This is a genomic window from Siphonobacter sp. SORGH_AS_1065 (assembly GCF_030818595.1).
Lineage (GTDB): Bacteria > Bacteroidota > Bacteroidia > Cytophagales > Spirosomataceae > Siphonobacter.
Map to the genome: position 1 here is coordinate 2,494,288 of NZ_JAUTAM010000004.1, position 23,610 is coordinate 2,517,897.

Annotated in this window: 20 protein-coding genes; 14 read left to right on the plus strand and 6 right to left on the minus strand. The window is 45.4% G+C overall.

The genetic code is table 11. The annotated features are described in order from the left end of the window. Positions 1-180: 180 nt before the first annotated feature. Entirely contained in the window at positions 181-3,432 is a 3,252-nt protein-coding gene (locus tag QE390_RS11050) for a S41 family peptidase (protein ID WP_307142174.1), read from the minus strand. Between the two features lie 124 nt (positions 3,433-3,556). On the opposite strand from QE390_RS11050, the gene QE390_RS11055 reads away from it, so the two are divergent. From QE390_RS11055 to QE390_RS11070, 4 genes are all read left to right on the plus strand, one after another. Then, the gene (locus QE390_RS11055; RefSeq protein WP_307142175.1) at positions 3,557-4,525 is read left to right on the plus strand and encodes a bestrophin family protein; all 969 of its coding nucleotides are present in this window, start codon (positions 3,557-3,559) and stop codon (positions 4,523-4,525) included. A gap of 214 nt (positions 4,526-4,739) precedes the next feature. Next, a complete protein-coding gene (locus QE390_RS11060) occupies positions 4,740-5,954 on the plus strand; it encodes a pyridoxal phosphate-dependent aminotransferase (RefSeq protein WP_106638348.1) in 1,215 nt (404 codons plus the stop codon). A gap of 121 nt (positions 5,955-6,075) precedes the next feature. Beyond that, positions 6,076-6,678, plus strand: coding sequence for a phospholipid scramblase-related protein (locus QE390_RS11065; protein WP_307142176.1), 603 nt, complete (start codon positions 6,076-6,078; stop codon positions 6,676-6,678). 96 nt (positions 6,679-6,774) lie between these two features. Then, complete coding sequence (locus QE390_RS11070) at positions 6,775-7,272, plus strand: hypothetical protein (protein WP_307142177.1); 498 nt, start codon at positions 6,775-6,777, stop codon at positions 7,270-7,272. A gap of 6 nt (positions 7,273-7,278) precedes the next feature. Here the strand turns inward: QE390_RS11070 and QE390_RS11075 are convergent, their stop codons facing one another. From QE390_RS11075 to QE390_RS11090, 4 genes are all read right to left on the minus strand, one after another. Further along, positions 7,279-7,704 (minus strand): EamA family transporter, encoded by a 426-nt coding sequence (locus QE390_RS11075; RefSeq protein ID WP_307142178.1) that lies wholly within the window; start codon positions 7,702-7,704, stop codon positions 7,279-7,281. A gap of 54 nt (positions 7,705-7,758) precedes the next feature. Continuing rightward, a complete protein-coding gene (locus QE390_RS11080; RefSeq protein ID WP_106638344.1) occupies positions 7,759-8,847 on the minus strand; it encodes a mechanosensitive ion channel family protein in 1,089 nt (362 codons plus the stop codon). 92 nt (positions 8,848-8,939) lie between these two features. After that, the gene (locus QE390_RS11085; RefSeq protein ID WP_307142179.1) at positions 8,940-10,292 is read right to left on the minus strand and encodes a M24 family metallopeptidase; all 1,353 of its coding nucleotides are present in this window, start codon (positions 10,290-10,292) and stop codon (positions 8,940-8,942) included. A gap of 401 nt (positions 10,293-10,693) precedes the next feature. Continuing rightward, positions 10,694-11,980, minus strand: a complete 1,287-nt coding sequence (locus tag QE390_RS11090; protein ID WP_307142180.1) for an MFS transporter — start codon at positions 11,978-11,980, stop codon at positions 10,694-10,696. Between the two features lie 249 nt (positions 11,981-12,229). Here QE390_RS11090 and QE390_RS11095 point away from each other — a divergent pair, with 249 nt between their 5' ends. From QE390_RS11095 to QE390_RS11110, 4 genes are all read left to right on the plus strand, one after another. Next, positions 12,230-12,535, plus strand: a complete 306-nt coding sequence (locus QE390_RS11095; protein WP_106638341.1) for a putative quinol monooxygenase — start codon at positions 12,230-12,232, stop codon at positions 12,533-12,535. A gap of 7 nt (positions 12,536-12,542) precedes the next feature. After that, a complete protein-coding gene (locus QE390_RS11100; RefSeq protein ID WP_307142181.1) occupies positions 12,543-13,064 on the plus strand; it encodes a DUF1697 domain-containing protein in 522 nt (173 codons plus the stop codon). Between the two features lie 92 nt (positions 13,065-13,156). Then, a complete protein-coding gene (locus QE390_RS11105; protein WP_307142182.1) occupies positions 13,157-14,122 on the plus strand; it encodes a YafY family protein in 966 nt (321 codons plus the stop codon). A gap of 144 nt (positions 14,123-14,266) precedes the next feature. Next, positions 14,267-15,442, plus strand: coding sequence for a L,D-transpeptidase family protein (locus QE390_RS11110; protein WP_307142183.1), 1,176 nt, complete (start codon positions 14,267-14,269; stop codon positions 15,440-15,442). On the opposite strand, the gene QE390_RS11115 is transcribed toward QE390_RS11110, so the two are convergent. Then, positions 15,412-16,194 carry a murein L,D-transpeptidase catalytic domain family protein gene (locus QE390_RS11115; RefSeq protein WP_307142184.1) on the minus strand — a complete coding sequence of 261 codons (783 nt, stop codon included), beginning with the start codon at positions 16,192-16,194 and terminating at the stop codon, positions 15,412-15,414. The genes QE390_RS11110 and QE390_RS11115 overlap by 31 nt on opposite strands. A 500-nt stretch (positions 16,195-16,694) precedes the next feature. On the opposite strand from QE390_RS11115, the gene QE390_RS11120 reads away from it, so the two are divergent. The 6 genes from QE390_RS11120 (at position 16,695) to QE390_RS11145 (ending at position 23,601) form a co-directional block, all read left to right on the plus strand. Continuing rightward, entirely contained in the window at positions 16,695-17,615 is a 921-nt protein-coding gene (locus QE390_RS11120) for a hydroxypyruvate isomerase family protein (RefSeq protein ID WP_307142185.1), read from the plus strand. A gap of 868 nt (positions 17,616-18,483) precedes the next feature. Next, entirely contained in the window at positions 18,484-19,758 is a 1,275-nt protein-coding gene (locus QE390_RS11125) for a DNA polymerase IV (protein WP_307142186.1), read from the plus strand. Between the two features lie 162 nt (positions 19,759-19,920). Further along, the gene (locus QE390_RS11130; RefSeq protein ID WP_307142187.1) at positions 19,921-20,892 is read left to right on the plus strand and encodes an aldo/keto reductase; all 972 of its coding nucleotides are present in this window, start codon (positions 19,921-19,923) and stop codon (positions 20,890-20,892) included. Positions 20,893-21,024: 132 nt separating this feature from the next. Then, on the plus strand, positions 21,025-22,029 hold the full coding sequence (locus QE390_RS11135) for a sugar kinase (protein WP_307142188.1): 1,005 nt from the start codon (positions 21,025-21,027) through the stop codon (positions 22,027-22,029). A 190-nt stretch (positions 22,030-22,219) separates the two neighbouring features. After that, on the plus strand, positions 22,220-22,891 hold the full coding sequence (locus tag QE390_RS11140; RefSeq protein ID WP_106638333.1) for a bifunctional 4-hydroxy-2-oxoglutarate aldolase/2-dehydro-3-deoxy-phosphogluconate aldolase: 672 nt from the start codon (positions 22,220-22,222) through the stop codon (positions 22,889-22,891). 77 nt (positions 22,892-22,968) lie between these two features. Further along, on the plus strand, positions 22,969-23,601 hold the full coding sequence (locus QE390_RS11145; RefSeq protein WP_307142189.1) for a LysE family translocator: 633 nt from the start codon (positions 22,969-22,971) through the stop codon (positions 23,599-23,601). Positions 23,602-23,610 lie beyond the last annotated feature (9 nt).

Below are 23,610 nucleotides of genomic sequence, written 5' to 3' on the forward strand. Positions count from 1 at the left end.
AACATTTGTTAGTATAAATACGAATTATATGAGGATAATTAATCAAAAAAGAGTTCGCCTTTTGGACGAACTCTTTTTGATAATTTAAATAATCTAATCTAGTTATTAGCACGCGTGTCTGGTTGCGGAGCAGTCTCCAGACGCTTCACTGGATTCTTTTTCAACTGATCCAGTATGGTTTCAATGGCTTTGTCCAGTTGCGGATCTTTTCCCATTTTGGGTGTCTTTAGGGGCCATTTCTACTTCAATGTCAGGAGCTACCCCGATGTTTTCAACCTCCCATTTGCCATCGGGTGTAAAGATGCCGAAGCTGGGGGAAGTCACTGATCCTCCGTCAATTAAAGAAGGATACCCGGAAATACCGACCAGTCCTCCCCAGGTTCTTTTACCAATAATAGTACCTAAATTCCGGCGGCGGAAGAAGTTGGGTAAAGCATCTCCGCCCGAACCTGCGTACTCATTGACAATCATTACTTTAGGTCCATAAATAGAAGCGGCAGGAGAGGAGAACGGACGGCCTTCGCGGCTACCCCAATAACTAAGCAGGGGCCGATTAAGCATATCAATGATGTAATCGGCTACGAAGCCACCCCCGTTGAAGCGTTCATCAATGATGACAGCATCTTTGTCAAGTTGACTGTAGTAATACCGATTGAAGAACTCATAGCCGTCTCCGCCCGTGTTAGGTAAGTAGACGTACGCTACTTTTCCGTTGGTGGCCGCGTCTACCTTTTTGCGATTTTCTTCCACCCAATTCATCTGCCGAAGCCCTATTTCATTAGAAATCGGCACGACGGTTACTTTCCGGGCTCCGGTTTCGGATGGTTTAGTATTAACCGTCAAGACTACCTGCTTACCTACCAGGTTTTCGAAGAAACTGTATACGTTATCCGTGGCTCTTAAAGGTCGGCCATTGACGGCAATTAAGTATTCTCCCGTTTTAACGTTTACGCCGGGTTGAGTTAAAGGAGCCTTCAGGTTGGGGTTCCAGTTTTCGCCGTTGTAGACTTTCTTAAAGCGATAAAAACCATTATCCGTTTCGTAATCAGCCCCTAACAGACCTATCTGAATAGGTTTTACTTCGGGAAAATCACCGCCTGAAACGTAGTTATGGCCCACAACCATTTCACCCATCATTTCAGCAATAACATAATTCAGGTCCGAGCGATGTGAAACGTATGGAAGAAATTTGGCGTATTTTTCTTTTACGGCCTTCCAGTCGGCTCCGTGCATGTTGGGCACGTAGAAGTAATCCCGCTCGATTCGCCAGAATTCATCGATCATCTGCTTCCACTCGTGCTTGGGATTAATCTGGGCCTGAAGGTTCGTTACTTCAATTTTACCATCGCCGGGGTTCGCTTTACCGCCAACGTCAACAATACCGATGTTCGAGCTACCTCCAAAGTACAACAGCTTTTTGCCATCGGCACTGAGGGTATAATTTCCTATTCCGGGCAGGAAAGGTTCAGTTTTACGCTCTTTGAGGTCAAACCGATGCAAAGCCGGACTGGTAATCGCGTCACCATAATTGACGTAGAATAGCTTACCACCGTCTGCTACGGCCAGATTACCGAGAGCAGCCGACGGAATAGGGAGTGCCAGAATGCGTTGGCCAATGCCCTCCAGATCCACGACGACCTTCGGCGTCGCGTCATCTTTCTTGGACTCATCCTTCTTGGGTTCGTCTTTCTTGCCTTCGGACTTCTTACTAGCTTTTTTGTCGTCTTTCTTATCGGACTTCTTCTCGTCTGCTTTCTTCTCATCATTCGCTTTTTCCGAGTCAGAACCTTTCTCTTCGTCCGATTCGGGAGCGAATGGGGAAGGATCTTTCGCATTCAATACTACTACGTATATACTGCTCGTTACCCGGCGGTCGTACGCACTCATGTCCAGGCCGCTCACGGTCGTTGCCGTATTGGTGCTGGCGGTAAAGAACAGATATTTGCCATCGCGACTAAAGGCCGGGTTATTGACGTCGCTTTTTCCATCCGTGATGGCCGTACGGTTACCCGTCGCCACTTCGTAGAGGAAGATCGTATTGAAATAGTTTTTCTGTTTTTCAGAGAAGACGATCCATTTACTGTCGGGTGAGAAATGGCCCTCCAGACTGTTACTGGGGCCATAGGTATCGGTCGCGACTTTTACGGGTTTTTTCGCCGATAAATCCATGTACCAGAGATTTAATTTTTTATCCTGATACAGAATCTTTTTACCATCGGGAGAAAACTCATCTAGTCGGTAAAACGAAGGATCGCCGAGCGAAATAACTTCGGGCTCTTTCTCGCCTTTCTGATCCACCAGATACAGCTGATACTCACCGGAAACGTCAGAAACGTAAGCAATTTTGTCTCCTTTGGGTGACCAGATTGGGTTACGTTCATGGGAGCCATCCGCATGAGTCAGGTTACGCCAATCGCCTTTTTTGGCGGGAACGGTGTAAATATCGCCGCGAGCTTCCAGAGCAACCCGAACGCCACTGGGCGACAGACTCGCACTGCGAATCATGCTGGATACGTTCTTCCAGGTGGGGCGTAAGGCCAGAATTTCGGGAGAAATACTAACAGGGATAGCTGTCGCTTTGCCCGAAGCGGGTTCGAGGGTGTGGAGGCGACCGGCGTATTCGAACACTAATTCCGAGCCATTGCCCGTCAGTGTTTTGACGTCGTAATCGGTATAGTTGGTAACCTGACGAACCTGTTTCGTAGAACGATCAAACTCGAAGACGTTCATGATCCGGTTTCGATCCGACAGGAAATAGATCTTCGAACCAATCCAGACGGGTTGCACATCTGAGGCATTCACGTGCGGAATGATTTCCGATTCCAGCGTTTTCAAATCCACGAGCCGAATGGGCGTTGTCATTCCCCCACGATACCGCTTCCAGGTATTAAAGGCATCGGAAATGGTGGTATAAGCCAGCGTTTTGCCGTCGGGCGAATAACTGCCCCAGTTACCCGTCATGATGAAGGGTAATTGCTGAGGTAACTCACCATTTAGCGAAACCGTGAATAACTTGGCATACCGGGGCGTCATGGACTCACCCGTGGACGTAAACAGCAAATGTTTTCCATCGGGTGACCAGCCTCGTACGATGTCCGCACTGGGATGCCAGGTAATACGCTTGGGTTCGCCGCCGTTAATGGAGATGGTGTATACGTCAACGTTACCATCGTAATTTGCGGTGAAGGCAATGGTCTGGCCGTCGGGCGAAAACAAAGGGCCCGTTTCTGTTCCGGGAGCAATGGTCAATCGACGAGGCTGTGACCCGTCCCGATTCGCAATCCAGAGATCACCCCCATAAGTAAAGGCAATGTGCGTTTTTGATAAGGTGGGCTGCCTTAATAGCAAGGTTTCAGGGGGAGTCTGGGCACGCAGAGCCGGGCTTTGAGCCAGCAGCAAAGCTCCCAGAGCAGTCAATAATAGATGCCGCATGTACAAAGGAGTTGATGTCGTATATGATAAGATGCAAGTTATGGCCGAAAGATTAGATTTGATGCGGGTTATCCGTTTTTGGTTGGTGTCGATTATGAACGGTTACTAAACCAGAACCATTCGTATGTTTAGGTGCTTGAATGATTTTTTACAACGATTATTACGTCCCTCCTTACAACTGATCACTTACGAAACAACAACCAACAACAAAATCATGGTTGAGTATAATACCAAAGACTGGTTCAAGGCCGTTTTTCGGATTCATAAAGCCGAAACGATCAATCGGCTCGCTCCCCTGTTAGGTGCAATGACCGTTTACACAACGATTGTTGCCGTCGTTGTCCTTGAGTTCTGGAAACCCGGACCTAATTATCACTTGCAAAGCATCGCCACTGTGCAGTCTTTACTGGGCTTTGTAATGTCATTGTTACTCGTCTTTCGGACTAATTCGGCTTATGATCGCTGGTGGGAAGGACGAAAACTTTGGGGCTCACTAGTCAATAACTCCCGCAACCTGGCCATTAAGCTAGCCCACATTATTCCTGCTACCGATGAAGAAGACCGGGCTTTCTTTCGCTACATGATTCCTAATTACGCCTTTACTTTAAAAAATCATTTAAGAGGGTATTTTCTTGCCGAAGAATTGAAAGAAGCTCCCGGTTTTCGGACCACGGATTTGAAGCAGGAAAATCATTTACCGAACCAGATGGCGATGCGAATTTTCGGAAAAATGGATGAGTTATACCAGAAAGGAATCATTCGGCCTGAACATTTGCTGGTACTGAACCCCGAGTTTCAGTCCTTTACTGATATTTGCGGAGCCTGCGAGCGAATCAAGAAAACGCCGATTCCTTTTTCTTATAGCCTGTTCCTCAAGAAATTTATATCCATTTACTGCCTTTCGCTGCCTTTTGGTTACGTAGTTTCCCTGCATTATTCCGTGATCCCAATGGTGCTGTTCATTTTCTATGTATTAACCAGTCTGGAGGAAATTGCGGAGGAAATTGAAGATCCTTTCGGAAAGGATTATAATGATTTACCCACGGACGATATTTCCAATGGAATTCGGAAGGCTGTCGAAGAATTATTATAAAGCGGGTCCTCGTAAATCTGGGCTGGAAACGGCTCCATTTTTTTTCATATCTTTAAGAAAGACAGCATTTTATTAACGCTTTGGTAAATAATTAATTTCTTTATTAAAAATCAGCCAGTCCTTCGTTTAATCTTGTTTTGAAAACACGTACCTTTGCCGCCGATTTAGCCTTACGGCAATTACCGATCAATTAATCACAAATTCATTTATTCAAATGGCAGTGGCAGAACAGGAAGTGAGACTAGCCGACCGTATCAACGCGTTGGAAGAGTCGTCGACGTTGGGCATGACGAAAAAAGCCCGCGAACTGGCCGCCCAAGGACACAAGGTGATTAGCCTTTCCGTTGGGGAGCCCGATTTTAAAACCCCGCAACACATTTGCGAAGCCGCCAAGAAAGCCATCGATGATGGTTTCCACGGTTATTCACCCGTTGCTGGCTATCCCGACTTACGGAAGGCCATTGCCGATAAGTTGAAGCGTGATAATAATATTGATTGGAAACCTGAAAATATCGTAGTGTCTACGGGTGCTAAACACTCGCTGGCTAATGTATTACAGGTGCTGGTAAACCCCGGTGACGAAGTAGTAATTTTCGCTCCTTACTGGGTTAGTTACTCTGAAATGGTAAAGCTTGCCGAAGGAACTTCAGTGGTTCTTGACGGTGCTTTTGATAATAACTTCAAAGTTACGGCCGAGCAATTCGAAGCAGCCATTACGCCCCAAACGAAGGTAGTAATGTTTGCCTCTCCCAATAACCCCACGGGTTCCGTTTATTCAGAAGCGGAATTACGGGCGATTGGCGACGTAGTGGCTCGTCATGAAAACGTGTTCGTGGTAGCGGATGAAATCTACGAATACATCAATTTCACGGCTGAAGGTCACTTCAGCATCGGTTCGATTCCTGAAATTAAGGATCGGGTGATTACCGTGAACGGTGTAGCGAAAGGCCATGCCATGACCGGCTGGCGGATTGGTTTCATCGGAGCCGCCAAATGGATTGCCGATGGTGTTGAAAAATTACAGGGTCAGGTAACTTCGGGTACAAACTCTATCGCTCAGAAAGCAGCCGTAGCGGCTTTCAACGGTCCTCTGGACGATGCCAAGAAAATGAAAGAAGCGTATCAGCGTCGCCGTGAACTGGTGGTAGGTAAGCTGAAAGAAATTCCCGGCTTCAAAGTAAACGTACCCGACGGAGCATTCTATGCTTTCCCCGACATCAGTGCTTACTTCGGTAAGTCTGACGGTACGACGACTATTCATAACTCAGACGATTTCTGCAACTGGTTACTCGATCAGGCTCACGTTGCTACGGTAGCGGGCTCTGGTTTCGGTGCCCCTAACTGTATGCGGATTTCTACCGCTGCTGCTGACGAGCAACTGGCTGAAGCTTGTGATCGTATCAAAGCCGCAGTAGCTAAACTGAGCTAAGTTTTTTGGATTTTATTGCCTGTTTGTTAAGACCTGTGAGGGAAACCTTGCAGGTCTTTTTATATTATCTTCAGATAATTTGAGTATACTTGGGCTTTACTTTTACCTTAAACCATTTGCTATGAACGTACCCAAGTATCCCCAATTCTTCGACTACAACGAATTTGTTATTGACGAAAAAATAGGCCTTTTTAAATTCTCTAATGCTTACAAAGTCTTTAATAGGGAAGGCGAAGAAATTGGCTTAATTCAGCAGAGAGTTTCCGGGTTCCACAAAGCCTTAAGAGTCATTGGTGATCTGAAAAAGATGATGCCCTTTACCCTGGAAATTCTGGATACAAATGGGATGGTTCAAGCTACCATTAGTCGGGGATGGACGCTGTTCCTGTCTAAAATTAGTATTACTGATTCGAATGGGGTAACTATTGGTTCAATTAAGCAGAAGTTCAAACTATTCAAGCCCCGATTTATTATTACAGATCAATATGACCAGACCATTGCCGAAATAAACGGCGACTGGAAAGCCTGGGATTTCACTATCACCGACGCCCATGCCATTCCCATTGGAAGCATTTCCAAAAAATGGAACGGGGCGATGCGAGAAATCTTTACTTCAGCCGATAAATACGTAGTTTCTATCGAAGAGTCGGTAGCAGAAGATACCCGTAAGATCGCCATTGTTTCTACTGCGATTACCATTGATATGGTTCTGAAAGAGCGTTAAATTTTTCGAAGAAAAGGAGGCCGGATATTTAGATGGACCGTTTCTTTTTTCAAGTAATAAAGTATTACCTTCAGTTATCACTATAAGCTTACCGCCATGAAAAAGTTAACGCACTTGCTAGTCTTTGCAACCCTGCTGGCTTGTAATAAAGACCCTGAACCTGAAAAAGGAGAAACCCCTAAAAAGATTTACTTCACGGGCATTACCGAATCGAACGATGTCGGCATTATTGCGAAGAGAGATACTACGGATTGGCGATTTAACGACACCTGGGTTGAACAGGAAGCTAAATTATTCCCAACCGCGGGGGAAGCCTCCTGTACGCAGGCTCACAATCACAACATTTTTGACTTTCCCAATCCCAATAAGGGCCTGATTAAGCTAAACATTACGAAGCTTCAGGCCACGCAGGTGCAAATACGCCTGGTTGATAAAGAATTTAAGGTAATTCTGTCGCGGGATAGTATTCCGAATGGGATCAATATTTTTGATCTGACCGCCTCGGCTCCTAAAGATACCTTACGACTTTATTATAAATTCATTGACGGAAGCTGTGTCTATAAAGGCCACGGAGACATTTTGGTTAACGAATAAAGTTGGTTACGATTGCCGGGCCGTAGCGATCATGACGCCACCAATGGCCATCAGAATGGCTCCGGCAATCACCACCCAATTGATCTTTTCTTTCAGAAAAATAATCCCTAAAATCAGAGCCAGCAGAAAGGACAGATTCGTGATAGGGGAAACCTGACCCGCATCGCCTAGCTTTAAAGCTCGAAAACTCAGCAGGGAGGAAAAGCAGGTAAGAATGCCGGCAGCAATGAGGAACACCCAGCTTTTACGTTCAATTCGCGTAACCTCAACCAGATTGCCCTGCCAGGCTACTACGCTCCAGGCTACAATAATGATGAGGATCGATTGTATGGCGAAAGCCACGCTGGAGTCGACGTTCTTAATGCCAACTTTAGAAAGCACAACGACACAAGCAGCCGACAAGGCAGCCAGAAGAGCAAAAACGATCCACATACGTTTAGAGAAGAAGCTGAGCCTGCTTTACTCTAAAAGGATGTTCCAAGGGTTCTAGGGAATAAAACCTTCTGGCTTATTGGTTTCCAGACTAATCCGCGTTCTGGACAGACTTTCCGGGTAGTTATTCTGAATGTAAGTAATGAGATGCTCCCGAATGTAACAACGTAAATCAAAGGCATCGCCCGAATTCCGACAGCTCATCAGGCAGCGAATCTGCATGCTGGTTTCGGTGAAATCAGTTACCTGCACTACGTCTACTTTTCCGTCCCATAAGGCATTTGTTCGTAACAATCGGCTGTGTTCCGCCCGAACGGCAGCAACCGGAAGTGTGTAATCGGTGTAAATGAAAACGGTACCCAGAATTTCAGCCGTTGTGCGGGTCCAGTTCTGAAAGGGCTTTTCAATGAAATAGGTAATCGGTAAAATCAACCGGCGTTTGTCCCAGATGTTAACTACTACATAGGTGAGGGTAATATCTTCCACTTTTCCCCATTCTCCCTCTACAATAACTACATCGTCAATTCGAATGGGTTGGGTGAAGGCAATCTGAAAGCCGGCCAGTAAGTTACCGAGCGACTTCTGAGCAGCAAAGCCGATGATAATCCCGCCAATGCCAACGCCCGTTAATAGCCCGGCTCCAATTTTACGCATACTTTCGAAGTTGAGCAAAATCGCCGAGCCCGCCAGAATAATAATCAGGGAAATGACGAATTTTCGGATGAACTGAATCTGTGTTCGAAGTTTCCGCTCCTTGAGGTTGTCAATTTTATTGTAGTCAAACAGGTGGTATAAATAATCTTCAACGACCCGGACTACTTTGATTAAGATGATGGTAAAGCAAAGGATAATACTGATTTCCAGAATCCGGTTAATGACAAATCGGGTTCCTTTTTCCAGGTGCATTAATGGAAATAAGGTATTGAAAACCAGAATAGGAATAAAGTAAATCAGAATCGATTTAAAGTGCCGGATCGAAGAACGGAAGACGGAATAAGGTAACTCCTTCGCCGTTAATTTCTTAATGACGGGCACGACCAGATACTTCACGATAACGCCGATTAAGATGGAAAATGCAATCACGCATAAGTTCCATGCATAATCGGGCATTTGATGGGAAAGATTTTGTAAGAAACTATTCATGAATAGATCTATATACGTAGGGACGCGATGGGTCGCGTCTTTGGGTGAAAATACTTTTACGATTAACCCTGTAGACGCGACCTGCCGCGTCTCTACCGGACGGATTCAGATTTTCGGGGAATCATGAAAATGTTCCGCTGACGACCGTCGATGTACCTGAACCCATTCTCATCATAATAACCATCTTCTTCCAGCATAATCCGAACAGACTTGTTCCACTCTTTAATCGGCACCGATACATTTAACTCAATAGAATAGGCCGTTTGTTTAAAAAGTGGATAATCGCCCGTGCCTTTCACCGACTTCTGGTTATCCCACATCCCGATGGCTGGGCCGGCGGCGTGCCCGTGAAAACCAATGGGGTGCGAATAAATACTGGCAGTTATACCTTCCTGAGTAGCCTGTTGCAAAGCTTCCGCCAAAATTTCATTCCCGGTTTTACCCGTCTTAAATCGTTCCGTTAGAATATCCTGTAATCGATTTCCTTTTTGGAAGGCTTTCTGGAGGTAATCCGGCACTTCTTTTTCGCCGGGTTTTAGAATATACGCGTGTTGTTGCTGGTCGGTGTTGAGGCGTAAATAGGTAATGCCAAAATCTACGTGTAATAAATCGCCGGGCAGGATGACCTGCGTTCCGGGACGTTTGGAGAAGGTGCGTAAATGATCAAACTTTGCTTCATCCGCCCGCTGAATGTCCACGGTGGGATGAAACCAGGTATCCAGCCCGAGGTCAGTCACTCGCTGCCGTAAATACCAGACGACATCTTCTGTCGTGGTTACACCCGGCTGAATCACTTTTTCCGAAAAAGCTTCGTCAATGATCTGGTGTGAAAGACGACAAATCAGGGGATACATCACCATTTCCTTTTCCGAACGCGTCTCCAGCCAGCGAACGGCCAGCCGCTCGGCAGACTGAATGCGGGCATGAAAAGTTTGAGGTAACTTCTTCATGAACTCGCCCTGTTCGGTATACGTCAAGCCGTCGGCGTGGCCGTAAGTGGTAGAATAATTCAGAGCTATTTTCTTCGGATTTTTCTCCTGAATAACCTTGACTAACGCTTCCCACTGATCAGGATTGGCACTCAAATCCCATTCGCCCTTGAGTAAGGTGCCGACGTCATAACGGGCAATGGCGAGTTTGTCCAGTGGTTTGTCTTTTCCCGGATCATAAAAAACCATAATCGTACGACGGCGGGCGGCAATCCAGGTGCTGGGTAACATGGTTCGCATAACCGGATCTTCATTGTATTCCCGCGAGATGATTACCCACATATCAACGCCTTCTTCCCGCATCAATCGGGGTAGTAACCGTTCAAAACGGTCTTCCAGAATTTCATCAACGGTAGCAGCACGGGCTCGTTCATTAAGAACGACGGGAAGAGTTTGGGCACCAACAGTAACGAATCCCCAAAAGAAAAAAAGGACAGATAATAAAGTTTTAATCATGGTTATAAGGAAGAGAGTTTTGGTTGTTTAGGGTTTTGTAAATAATGTAGAGACGCGACTTTATCGCGTCTGGGTAGAGATGGCTTTGGTGCTAATTTAAAATAATTTTCCGCCGTGGCTGGTGTCTTCACCAGCATTACTAAGCCTAATGGTTGGTGTCTTCACCAACCAGGGCGGAAGTTTTGAGTTGACTACCTAACGATCAGGGATCACAAACGTGAAAAAGCAATGCAAGTAAGGTAGAGATGCGATTCATCGCGTCTGGGTAGAGGCGGTTTTTATTGATGATTCAAAATGAGTTACATGTTCCAACAAAGGCGATACTTATTACTAGCCAATTATTTTCACCTCCGGCTAGACGCGATGAAGTCGCGTCTTTACAAAAACATGAATCCCAATAGCTAGGCGTCTTCCTTCAGTTTTGAAGTATCCCGCGTATCTTTCATAAATACATACACCAGCAGCGAAATGAAAATAGCTCCGGTGATGTACCAGTAAAAATAAGGTTCGTGCCCTGCTTTTTTCAGATCCAGAGCGATGTATTCAGCCGTGCCACCGAAGATGGCTACGGTCAGGGCGTACGGTAAGCCTACTCCCAAAGCCCGAACTTCGGCGGGAAATAACTCGGCCTTCACTACGGCATTAATGCTGGTATAACCACTTACAATAAGGAGGGCGATGAGTAAGAGTACAAAGGCTTCCCATTGGCCAGTAGCGTGGCTGAGTGCCGTTAACAAAGGAACCGTAGCGAGTGTACCAGCGATACCAAAACCCAGTAGCAAGGGCCGCCTGCCAATGCGATCAGACAGTAACCCAAAGAGCGGTTGCAACAGTGCGAAAATCAGTAGAGACAAAAACGAAATCAGGGTCGACTGGCCCTTCGTCAGATGAACCGTATTAACCAGAAACTTCTGCATGTAAGTCGTGTACGTATAAAACGCGAGGGTACCGCCCATCGTTAACCCAATCACCGTGAAAACGGCCTTAGGGTGCCGGAATAACTCCCGGATGCTTCCTTTTTCTTTCTTTGTTACTGTTTTTTCGAAAGCGTGGGTTTCATGCAAATGCTGGCGGAGGTATAAGGCCACGACTGAAAGTAGAGCTCCAATCACAAACGGAATTCGCCAGCCCCAGTCGTGAATTTGCTCTTCGGTTAATAACAGCTTCTGTAAAATCAATTGAACGCCTAAAGCCATGAGTTGCCCGCCGATGAGGGTAACGTATTGAAAGCTGGAATAAAAGCCCCGACGATCGGCAGTGGCCATTTCGCTGAGATACGTGGCCGAAACGCCGTATTCTCCGCCCACGCTAATGCCCTGTAATAAGCGAGCGACTAGTAATATTGCTGGAGCTGCCAGGCCAATGGTGTGATAGGTTGGGGTTGCGGCGATAAGTAATGAACCCAGTGACATGAGTAATACGGAAAAGGTCATGGATTTTTTGCGGCCAATCTTATCAGCGATGGTACCAAAAAGCCAGCCGCCGAGCGGTCGCATGAGAAAACCGATGGCAAAGATTCCGGCAGTGTTGAGTAATTGGGCCGTAGGATCTGCGGATGGAAAAAAGGCCGAGGAGAAATACAGAGCAAAGGCCGAATAGGTGTACCAATCGTACCATTCCACCAGATTTCCGACGGAACCTCCAAGAATTGCCTTAAGCCGTCTTGTAGAAATAGAGGTTGATTCCATGATGAAAGATAGGATTAGTAAAACATCGCTTAAATAAACCGATTTCTATCGGAAGATTACGAGGCAGGAGCAATAAAAGCAGGGTTTAACCAGAAAAGTGAAAAGCCCGTTGTCAGGCTAAACAGAAAAGTTGAAAGTTAATCATCACAAGAATTGCAGAGATTCTAAATTCTGGCACAGAATATTTGTTATTCGCTTATTTCTTAGTTCTTTGTAAAGCACAATTTAATGACATTTAACAAGAAGATTATGGTAAACGTAGCATTACTGGTTCGCCTGGAAGCGAAGCCCGGAAAAGAGCAGGAAGTAGCAGATTTTATTCAAGCCGCCTTACATCTGGCCGAAGAAGAAACGGAAACTATTAGCTGGTACGCCATTCAGATTTCACCCACAACGTTCGGTATTTTTGATACGTTCCCGCACGAAAAAGGCCGTCAGGCTCACCTTTCGGGTGAGATCGCCGAAGCACTCTTAGCGAATGCTCCACACTTGCTGGCAGGCCCCCCGATCATCGAGCAGGTAAATGTATTAGCTTCTAAAATGCCTCACGCCTAAGGACTCGATGCCATTATTTGCTTCGTTACTTCGGGGAATTAATGTCAGCGGACATAAAAAAATTCCGATGGCTGGTTTAAAGACTTTATACGAAGAGTTAGGCTTCACAAACGTGAAAACTTACATTCAAAGTGGTAATGTCGTTTTTGAAACCAAGCAGGAAGATCAAGTACTTATTCAACAGAAGATTGAGCGTACCATTGAAGCTACTTATGGGTTTGACGTAACGGTTTTCATTCGAACTGCGGCTGAGTTACAACAAGTCATAAACAGTAATCCGTTTGAAACCACTGAAGCAGTGTACGTCACATTTTTGGCAGAAAAGCCCTCTCCCGAAAGGTGGACTAATTTACATTCGTTAGACCTGGGAACGGAGCGGTTGGTATTGAAGAATAAAGATATTTTCCTTCAATTTTCTGACGGCTATGGTAGAGCCAAACTGAGTAATCCTTTTCTGGAAAGTAAACTCAAAGTAAAAGCCACCACTCGAAACTGGCGAACGATTAATGAGATTCTAAATCTATTTTAGAGGAAAACATACCCTAATGGCTGGCATCTTCGCCAGCCATTAGTAGTTTAGGGGTAGGGATGAACAAGTCCTGATTTAACCATCTGCCTGCCATGAACCGTATTGACCGAGTAACCGCTATTTTAATTCAGTTGCAATCCCGGAAGGTGGTGAAAGCTCAGGACATTGCCGATCGTTTTGGGATTAGTCTGCGAACGGTTTATCGGGATATCAATACGCTTTGCGAAGCAGGAGTGCCGATTATTGGCGAAGCGGGCGTAGGATATTCCATCATGGAAGGGTATCGGCTGCCACCGGTGATGTTTACCCGCGAAGAGGCAACGGCATTTTTGACGGCTGAAAAACTCATTGAGAAGCTAACCGACAATTCCATCCGGGAGAGTTATCAGTCGGCGATGTATAAGGTGAGATCGGTCTTACGAAGTTCGGAGAAGAGTTTGCTCGAGCACATAGAGAACCGCATCGAAATCCGGCAGAAACCATTACCGCCCGGTTTGGCAAATGCAAAACATGCATTTTTGCATCCCATTCTACAAAGTATTTCAGAGAAACGAAGCCTTCAGGTTCAGTATAAGGCTTTTAATAAAGAGCAGTCTACCGATCGCCTGATTGAACCCATCGGGATTTTTTATGCCTATGATTGCTGGCACGTGGTTGCGTATTGCCACCTTCGGTTAGAGTACCGTGACTTCCGGGTTGATCGTATTCGTAATCTACACCTTACCGCCATTCCCTTTAGCCGGGAACACCCCTTATTGAAAGAATATCTCCAGCAAAATGCTTCCAATCGCAAGCTTCAGACGGTAGTTATTGAGGTAGAAAAGACGCTGATGAGATACCTGGAAACGCAGAAATACGAATACGGTTTCGTGGATCAGACAGAAGTAGGCGATTACGTTGAAATGACTTTTTTTACGGCCTGGCCCGAAGCTATTCTTCGCTGGTTTACACTCTATGCCGAGCACGGGCGGATTATCAGTCCTGAAGCGTTAGTTGAGCAGTTTCGGGAGAAAATTACGCGTTTGTATCAGAGTGTTGCTTTGCCCATTACGGTTTAGCTAAAAAGGAAATTGGGGAATATTATACACATGTTATTAAAGAAGGATGTTAATTAACTAATTGATAATCAGCAATAATGTTCAGGCCTGGATTTTAGCATAACTATTTGATAATAAATAGTAATAAACTTTAGTTACAAAGCCATGAACAGACCACTGCGATACCTAATACCTATACTTCTTTGCATTAATTTAATAACCTCCTGTAAAAAGAAATACGAAAAAGCTTCTGAGCGAACCGACGAGGCATTGAAGCAGGAGCTGAATGAAGACGAGGTTCGTGCAAAGCTGGTGGAATATGCTCAGAAAAACGGTATTGAAACGGAGACTTTCACCGATCCAGAAGCTTCTGGATTTGCCTTACTCTCTGAAATCGGTTTTGGACATAAGCCCAAGTATATGAAGTACGTTGAGAAGGTACAACCCATTGATTCGGCTGCCGTACGAATGGCGGGTTGGAGTATCGTACAGGGTGTGGACGTAGCCGATGCTATGAAGCAGTTGGAGCCGAACTATCCAGCGTATGACCGACTGAAACAGGAATATACTCGCTTGCTGACGGAAAATAAATCAGATAGTGCTCAGTGGGTAGCCGAATCGCTTAACGCGTATCGATGGATTCATCGGCAGGCGAAAAAATCATCTCGCTTGGTATTGGTTAACATTCGGGGAGCCTATCTGGTAGGAATGGATTCGTCGGGAAAGGTAGATTTAAAAATGCGGGTTGTGGCTGGTAAGAAAGACAAGGCCACGCCGGGCATGGATACCTACGCTACGCAGATCATTACGCATCCATACTGGAACGTGCCTCGTAGCATTGCCGTAAAGGAAATGTTACCCAAAATTCAGAATAATACAGGCTTTCTGGAAGCAAATAATATCGAGGTAATTGACTCGAAAGGTAATCGCATTGATCCCGAAGACGTGGACTGGGCAGCTCTTTCGGTAAATAAATTTCCGTATCGATTACGACAGGATACCGGAGCAGATAATTCGCTGGGGTTATTGAAAGTAGAATTGAAAAATCCGCTGGCGATTTACCTGCATGATACCAATGCCCGTTACCTGTTTGCAAAAAATGAACGCTGGCGGAGCCACGGTTGTGTGCGGGTGCAACGACCTACAGATCTGGCTAACTTCATGGCAGGAGAGAAATTGCTTGAAAATGATTCTCTGGAAGAAAATGGAGCCTATTCTCTCCCGCCAGAGTCGCATGCTTTACCTCAAAAAGTACCCGTATTTCTGTTATACTTAGGAGCAGACATTGACGAGAATGGCAAGCTAGTGTATTATAAAGACGTATACGGCTGGGATGCCTGATTTGCTAACTGATCAGGCTTGTGAGCGGGGGAATCTGAAAACCCAGCTAACAGGTCTGATTTTTTTAAATACGTCTCATCGGGTGAGTATAGAAACAAACCTGAGCCTCCTTTTAGGAGATTAATCAGGATTTTGTGATCGGCATAGGAAACAGCCGGACAACCCTGGCTACGACCTAAACGACCCGTTTGTTTGATAAAAGATTCACTCACGTAATCAGCTCCGTGCATAACAATTGCACGATTGTAAACCTGATCGTTAATTCCCTTTTCCAAACCTTCGAGTTTTAGCGAAAGGCCGTGTTTTCCCTGATAAGTACCTAAAGTCCGGTAAAACCCAAGGCTGGACTGATAGGACGAATTTGCATTGGAAAAATGAGTAGCGAATTCCTGACCGGAATTTCTTCCGTGAGCTACGTAAGTGTTATAAATTACTTTCTTTTTCAGTAAATCAATCACGTACAAGCGTTTGTTACGTGATGATTGGCTGAAATCAGCAATGGCAATAATGGGTTGTTGTAGTTTCATCCGCTGGAAGCCATACCAGGCATAATGAAAGGCTTCGGAGGATAAGCCAAGGGTATTAAGGCCCAGGCTATCATACAAACTTACCCATTCCTGATCGGGACTAACGACGATGGTCTTTGAGAGGGGAATTTCTTTTTTCTCGTTAAAAGCAAAGCGATCAATAAATCCAAGTGAGAAGACAAAAACCAGGGTCGAAGCGACCAGAATCGCTAGTGACTTGTTCATTTAGTGTTCGTTTGGTTGGTGAAAAAACGTACTAATCGAATAAAAGCTCTAGTGGAGAAGGCAGTTGAAAAATACTGACATTATTAAGAAACGGCAAATCTTTTGCTTAAGTTCCTAAGGATTGAATAGTTTTTGTAGGGACACCAATCTTATCCTCAGTTCTTCTCAAAGCTCGATGGTTACACAATCTGGCCCTTTTTGACCCAAAAATGGGGAAAATCTGACTTAGATAAAACATCTTTCATATACGATCTGACTGGTCTAATTAGTTTGCGTAACGTCTGAATTTTTTAATAATTCTTTTTGTGAAAGGGTATTTTGGGGAAGGCCTGTTGGGGCCTTTTCTAAAACGGATCATTATTCATGGACTAGCTAAAGTTTTTGAAGGCCATTTGGAGTATAAGTAATTAAAAATTTACTATACCTTACGACAGAATTTCCCGATGGCGGTCTGAAAATCTGGCCGTTCAGCTTGAATATAATACCTCTAAATTCATCACATGTTACGTCGTACGTTAGTTAAAAACCTCTCTGCTGCTGCTGGCGTTGCCATGCTTGGTGGTATAAAGGCCTCCGCAGCCACACCACCCGCTCATACTTTTAAGCTCAGATATGCCCCTCACTTTGGAATGTTTGAGAATCTGGCTGGAAAGGACATTTTCAAGCAATTACAGTTCATGGCCGATCAGGGTTTCAAAGCTCTGGAAGACAATGGCATGACGGGCCGCCCGGAGGCTGAGCAAACCAAAATCGGTGACATGCTGACGAAGTTGGGCATGGAAATGGGGGTATTTGTTTTGCATAAAGGTGGAAATGGGGCTAATACGCTGGCGGCAGGCAAGAAAGAGCACGTAGACATTTTCCTGAAAGGTTGCCAAAACGCAATTGAGGTTTCTAAACGTTGTAAAACTAAATATACGACGGTAGTGCCCGGTGACTTTCAACGTAACTTACCCATTGGTATTCAGACCGGTAACGTTATTGATGCCCTGCGTCGCGGAGCGGAAATGCTGGAACCACACGGCCTGATTATGGTATTGGAGCCTCTGAGTGATACGCCTGATTTATACCTCCGCACTTCCGATCAGACTTATGAAATCTGCCGGGCGGTGAATAGTCCTTCCTGTAAAATTCTGTTTGACATTTACCACATGCAGAAAAACGAGGGGAATATCATTCCGCACATCGACTGGGCCTGGGACGAAATTGCTTACTTCCAGATGGGGGATAACCCCGGTCGGAACGAACCCGGTTCAGGAGAAATTAATTACCAGAATGTTTTCAAGCATATCTACAAGAAAATGAAAGAAACCAATCGTGATTTCATCTTCGGTATGGAACACGGCATTTCCGTTCGCGGCGTAGAAGGCGAGAAAAAGTTAATTGAAGCTTACAAACAGGCCGATAGTTTTCAGATTTAATCAGGGTGTTGACCGGGTACTATCCAGACCCGGTCTGGATGGACCGGTCCCATCCGTATTACCCCGGGTTAGCACCCGGATCCATCCAGACCGGGGGTATTCATATTGAACCCCTCTGGGGTTTAAAGTATGTGGTGGCCCTGCCGTTGCCAGCTTTTTCGCTGGCAACATGAGTTACTAGCGGGAGTCACTCCTCAGATTATTATCTAATTTAGGTCTATCCGCAATACCCCGGGTTACACCCGGATCCATCCAGACCGGGGCTATTCGTATTGAACCCCTCCGGGGTTTAATGTATGTGGTGGCCCTGCCGTTGCCAGCTTTTCTGCTGGCAATAGTAGTTACTTACATGAGTCACTTCTATAAGTTAATATCTATCATTTACACAGACTGGGGTCGGTCTATGTTAAATCTCAATGGAATCATTAGTAAAACTGTGATTAATGGATTGATGCAGTGCTACAGTTAAACTCCAGTGATTTAGTAACTTCCTGCCAATGGCTCATGTTGCCAGCGAAAAAGCTGGCAACGGCAGGCCACTACACACTATAACCCCAGAGGGGTTCCATACGAATAGCCCTGGATGAAATCCCGGGTTACTTAATGGATGGACCCAGTCTGGATAGACCCGGTCTGGATGGACCCGAGTACTAATTCGGGGGACTTTCAAGTCTGTAAAAAACAAAAGATAGCCAGCGAGATACAAGAAGCAAACGAACACTACTAATGTTCAAATGTTCAATAAAACAAGACAAAGTATATAAAATGAATATAATTTTTAATCAACAGATATTTTAATGCTCTTGATTGTCTTTATAATTTAATCAAAAAGCTTGTTTTCTTGCTCAGAAAGTATTGATTTTGAATTATGAACGAATTCAGAGTTCCTCCGGGAGCAGCGGTACTTTTTGTAGACATGAACAGCTTCTTCGCTAGTTGCGAGCAGCAGGATAACTATTACCTACGGGGCAGACCCGTAGCAGTATGCGTATATCCAAGTCAGTTTGGCTGTGTGATAGCTCCGTCTATCGAAGCCAAGAAGAAAGGTATCAAACTAGGAATGCGTCTGAATGAAGCCATGCGAATATGCCCGGATTTGGTGCCACTTCCTACCAACCCGGAAAAGTATCGGGATTATCATACCAAAATCATAGAAATTCTAAAACGATTTTCGGATCAGGTCATTCCGCGAAGCATTGATGAAGCCGTCGTCATTCTTACCAATCATCGGCTGATCTATCATGATCTGGAGAAAGTTGCCTCTGCTATTAAAAAGGCCATCAAACAGGAAGTAGGCGATTACCTCCAATGCTCCATCGGCATTGCCCCCAATGCATTTCTGGCCAAGCTGGGGTCTGATCTGATTAAACCCAATGGGTTAACTGTTATTACACCCGACAACATTGACTTGATTCTGAGCCAATTGGAGTTAGTAGATTTGCCGGGTATTGCCGCAGGAATGGCCCGTCGGCTTCAACATTCGGGTATTGATTCTCCGCTAAAATTGCGTTATGCCGATCCTGAATTTCTGCGTGCGGCCTGTCGGAGCATCATTGGCTGGCACTGGCACTTGCGACTCAATTTTTACGAAATAGACACCGAATACACGCCCGCGTACAAAAGCATGCAGGCCATGCGGCACCTGTCGCGGAGTCAAAGGCAAGACCCGGAAGTATTGGAAGAAATCCTCTTTATGCTCTGCCAGACGTTGGAACGACGCATGGTCAAACAGAATGTATTCTGCAAAACGGCCTTCTTTTGGGCGAAATACGAAGAGGGAAGGACGTATAGCGACGAAATGCTGTTCCAAACGCCCATTCAGGAAGGAGTAGCCTTATTCAATCTGATTCTGAAACGGGCGGCTACCAAGGCCCAGTGGCAGCATTCCTCCGAATCTATACTTAATTCAGGGTTAGTTTTAATCGGCGTAGGCGTTCGGCATTTTATACCGGATCAGTTGGTGCAATATCAAATTTTTGAAGACAATGTTCGGAAGGATAAACTTCGAAAAGTGTATTACGAATTACGGGATAAACACGGAAGCAGAAAAATAATGCGGGCCGCAGAAGTAAGCGATGATCCCCCAGTGAAGGATGTCATCGGATTTGGTTCCGTGAAGGATATGTACAGTCAGAATGTATAATCCGTGAAGTATCGTAAGCACCTACTGACTCGTCTTGCATAGATTTAGTAGAGTGTCTGAAATTTGCTGAAAGCGGGTAATCCCTGAAAATCCTGTTATACCTTTGAGAAAAGTAACGGGCTGCTACAGCTACATACTAAACAATTATTACCTCTCGACAATATGAACTATCGTAGATTTGGCCGTACCGACTGGAAGATTTCCGAAATGGGTTATGGCATGTGGGGACTGGCTGGCTGGACCGGCTCTGATATTGAAGAAGTAAATAAATCGCTGGATCGCTCGGTAGAGTTAGGCTGCAACTTTTTTGATACAGCCTGGGGTTATGGAGCCGGAAAAAGTGAAGAAATTCTAGGCGATTTGCTTAAACGCCACTCGGATCGTTGCTTATACGCAGCTACCAAAATTCCTCCCAAAAATTTCAAATGGCCTTCTAAACCAGACTATACGTTAGAAGAGTGCTTTCCTGCTTCACACATCATTGAATACACCGAAAAGAGCCTGAAAAACCTGAAAGTCGAGCAGATTGACTTGCAGCAATTTCACGTTTGGGAAGATGCCTGGGCCACGCATGATGAATGGAAAGAAGCCATTCAGAAATTAACGCAGGAAGGAAAAGTAGCCCACTGGGGCATTTCTGTAAATCGCTGGGAACCCGAAAACGTGCTGGAAACGCTTCGAACGGGCCTTATTTCTTCAGTACAGGTAATTTATAATATTTTCGATCAGGCTCCCGAAGATGTCTTATTCCCGCTTTGTAAGGAACTTGATGTCGCCATTATTGCCCGCGTGCCGTTCGATGAAGGAACATTAACCGGAACGTTGACCGAAGAAACTACCTTCCCCGCCGACGACTGGCGTTCAACGTATTTCGTTCCTGAAAATCTCAAAGACAGCGTGCACCACGCCGAGGCTTTACGTCCGCTCATTCCGGCTGGAATGACCATGCCTGAAATGGCTCTGCGGTTTATTTTAAGTAATCCTGATGTCGGAACGATTATTCCCGGTATGCGGAAGATCAAAAATGTAGAAGCAAACATGGCCGCTTCCGACGGAGAAGGCTTAATGCCAGCCTTATTGCAGGATTTAAAAAACCATCGGTGGGACCGCACCCCAACTGAATGGAGCCAATAGAACGATTACCCAAAGATTATACGGGTATTTATCGCTTATTTGCGTCTCTTTATTAGGAATGAGTCTGACGTTCGGAGAAATAGCTGAACGTCAGATAATTTATATTCTACCTCAGAAGGATTACTACCCTGCATGAAAAAAGTTGTCACCTTTGGCGAGATTATGTTGCGGCTGAGTACGCCCGGTTTCGCCCGATTTGTTCAAACGACAAGTCTCAATGTAAACTTTGGTGGCGGCGAGGCAAACGTAGCCGCAGCTCTGGCTTACCTTGATGTTCCCGCTAGTCACGTAACCCGTTTTCCTGATAACGACTGGGGCTATGCGGCTACCGCGATGCTACGTCGCTACGGAGTTCAGACTCAGGATATTATTCAGGGTGGTGATCGGATCGGAACGTATTTTCTGGAAACGGGAGCCATGATGCGGGCCAGTCGAATCATTTATGATCGTACAAACTCTTCTTTCGCTCATATGGACCCCAGTGAATTCAATTGGGAAGAAATTCTGTCCGATGCTCAGTGGTTTCACTTCACGGGTATTTCTCCGGCTATTTCAGAAGGAGCTTATCTGGCCTGTAAAGCAGCCGTCGAAACGGCGAATCGATTAGGGATTAGCGTTTCAGCGGATGTAAATTCCCGAAAAAACCTCTGGAAATGGGGTCGTCCGGCAGGTGAAGTGATGACAGAATTGACCGCTGGCTGTGACGTGATTGTTTGTGCGGAAGGTGATGCCGAAGAGTTATTTGACATCAGACCTAAAGAAGAAGGCGATCGCTTTATTTCAGTCGCCGAACAACTTCAGGAGAAATTCCCTCGCGTAAAAAAGATTATTAATACCAAACGCGGTTCTGTTTCGGCTTCACACAATACCTTATCGGGCCGTTGCTGGAACGGGGAACTACTGGAAACCATCACACACGAAATGGTTCCTATGGTGGATCGTATCGGCGGCGGGGATGCTTTCCTGGCTGGTTTTATTTATGGTCAGATTAAGGGGTATAGCGATCAGAAATCAATCGATTTTGCCACCGCAGCCTCGGCTTTGAAACACAGCATTGAAGGCGATTTCAACTTGGCATCCGTGGCTGAAATCGAAACAGTAATGAACGGAGACACGAGCGGACGGTTGAGCAGATGAGTTAGGTTTAGCGTTTTAGGTTTAGAGTTTGGAGGTATTTTGCTTGTAAAAGAGATACTCAAATTTTAATCATGAAATGGTAAAATAAGAGTATAAATTTAGACGATTATTATAGTGATAGTGGAGTCAACGTTTTGAGACTGGTTAGAAGCAAAAACTCAAAACTCCAAACAAAAAACTCTGAACTACAATGGCTAGTTTCACGCGATTACAGGTTTATCAAACCTTATTGGAAAATCCGATTATGCCGATTTTCCACCATAATGATTTAGAAGTTGCTAAGAAAATCCTGACGGCCTGTTACGAAGGCGGTATTCGGATTTGTGAGTTTACGAACCGGGGCGATTATGCCCACGAAACGTATTCGGAGTTACGGAAATTTGGTAAGAAGAACTTCCCCGACTTAGTAGTAGGGGCCGGAACCATTGTAGATGCTGCGTCAGCAACGTTATATCTGCAATTAGGAGCTGATTTTATCGTTGCACCCGTGTTACACCAGGATGTAGCCATTACTTGTAATCGCCGCAAAATTGCCTGGATGCCCGGTTGCTTTACGCTATCTGAAATATCCAAAGCTGAAGAATGGGGAGCCGAAATTGTGAAATTATTTCCCGGTCAGGCTTCCTCTCCTGAGTTTGTAAAAGCGATCAAAGGCCCTATGCCCTGGACCGACATCGTGGTAACGGGTGGAGTAGAACCCACGCAGGCTAGTTTGAAAAGCTGGTTTGACGCTGGGGTGCGTGGCGTGGGCATTGGTTCGCAGTTGTTCCCAAAACATCTGGTTGAGGCGAATGACTGGCAGACGGTTGCTGATAAAATCACCGAAGCTGTCCGCGTAGCTAAGTGGGTAAAAGAGCAGTAGAACTTTAGGGCTTAGCTCAATAAAAAGATCGCTTTCAGAAGCGATCTTTTTATTTTTGTGGCTGATCTAACGATGCCTTGAAAACGATTATCCTTTTTTTTGTAACCTTTTTTATCAGCTTTGTCGGTTCCATTCATCCAGGTCCGGTTAACCTTTCGGTGATTCAGTCTGTACTGAGAAAAAATTTTCCCGCTGCCTTGTGGATTGGTTTGGGAGGAGCTCTCGTAGAAATTCCCTATGGCTATCTGGCTTTGCAGGGCATTCACTTTGTGGAACGTTACCCCACCGGATTAAAGCTGTTACAGCTAATCGTTATCCCTATCCTGATTTTACTGGGCGTATTGGCCCTTCTTCGCAAACCGCAGGTAAATCCAGAAATTCCCCAGACGAAGACCTCCCAACTTTCTTTTCTGAAAGGTGCTTTTCTGTCTTTAATTAACGGACAGTTACCGATTTACTGGTTTGCTATTCTGCTGAATTATCAGGTTTACCCCTGGCTGCGGGTAGAAACAGGCTGGCACCAGGCGGGTTTTGTGGCGGGAGCCAGTGTGGGCTCTTTTGCTTTGCAGTGTACTTACGCTACACTGGCCCGCAAGTATCAGGATCGTTTGATGAAATACCTGAAAATTGAATGGATGGAGCGGATTATTGGCTTATTATTCATTGCCGTTGGGATTTGGCAAGCCCTTCTTTTCTTCTGGAAATCCTAAAGATGGAAT

Bases quoted from the DNA above. Each gene is read 5' to 3' on its own strand.
- QE390_RS11120 (WP_307142185.1), top strand. From the start codon at position 16,695: ATGTTACGTCGTACGTTAGTTAAAAACCTCTCTGCTGCTGCTGGCGTT.
- QE390_RS11135 (WP_307142188.1), top strand. From the start codon at position 21,025: ATGAAAAAAGTTGTCACCTTTGGCGAGATTATGTTGCGGCTGAGTACG.
- QE390_RS11115 (WP_307142184.1), bottom strand. From the start codon at position 16,194: ATGAACAAGTCACTAGCGATTCTGGTCGCTTCGACCCTGGTTTTTGTC.
- QE390_RS11085 (WP_307142179.1), bottom strand. From the start codon at position 10,292: ATGATTAAAACTTTATTATCTGTCCTTTTTTTCTTTTGGGGATTCGTT.
- QE390_RS11050 (WP_307142174.1), bottom strand. From the start codon at position 3,432: ATGCGGCATCTATTATTGACTGCTCTGGGAGCTTTGCTGCTGGCTCAA.
- QE390_RS11130 (WP_307142187.1), top strand. From the start codon at position 19,921: ATGAACTATCGTAGATTTGGCCGTACCGACTGGAAGATTTCCGAAATG.
- QE390_RS11075 (WP_307142178.1), bottom strand. From the start codon at position 7,704: ATGTGGATCGTTTTTGCTCTTCTGGCTGCCTTGTCGGCTGCTTGTGTC.
- QE390_RS11110 (WP_307142183.1), top strand. From the start codon at position 14,267: ATGAACAGACCACTGCGATACCTAATACCTATACTTCTTTGCATTAAT.
- QE390_RS11055 (WP_307142175.1), top strand. From the start codon at position 3,557: ATGTTTAGGTGCTTGAATGATTTTTTACAACGATTATTACGTCCCTCC.
- QE390_RS11080 (WP_106638344.1), bottom strand. From the start codon at position 8,847: ATGAATAGTTTCTTACAAAATCTTTCCCATCAAATGCCCGATTATGCA.
- QE390_RS11100 (WP_307142181.1), top strand. From the start codon at position 12,543: ATGCCATTATTTGCTTCGTTACTTCGGGGAATTAATGTCAGCGGACAT.
- QE390_RS11105 (WP_307142182.1), top strand. From the start codon at position 13,157: ATGAACCGTATTGACCGAGTAACCGCTATTTTAATTCAGTTGCAATCC.
- QE390_RS11090 (WP_307142180.1), bottom strand. From the start codon at position 11,980: ATGGAATCAACCTCTATTTCTACAAGACGGCTTAAGGCAATTCTTGGA.
- QE390_RS11070 (WP_307142177.1), top strand. From the start codon at position 6,775: ATGAAAAAGTTAACGCACTTGCTAGTCTTTGCAACCCTGCTGGCTTGT.
- QE390_RS11095 (WP_106638341.1), top strand. From the start codon at position 12,230: ATGGTAAACGTAGCATTACTGGTTCGCCTGGAAGCGAAGCCCGGAAAA.
- QE390_RS11125 (WP_307142186.1), top strand. From the start codon at position 18,484: ATGAACGAATTCAGAGTTCCTCCGGGAGCAGCGGTACTTTTTGTAGAC.
- QE390_RS11060 (WP_106638348.1), top strand. From the start codon at position 4,740: ATGGCAGTGGCAGAACAGGAAGTGAGACTAGCCGACCGTATCAACGCG.
- QE390_RS11140 (WP_106638333.1), top strand. From the start codon at position 22,220: ATGGCTAGTTTCACGCGATTACAGGTTTATCAAACCTTATTGGAAAAT.
- QE390_RS11065 (WP_307142176.1), top strand. From the start codon at position 6,076: ATGAACGTACCCAAGTATCCCCAATTCTTCGACTACAACGAATTTGTT.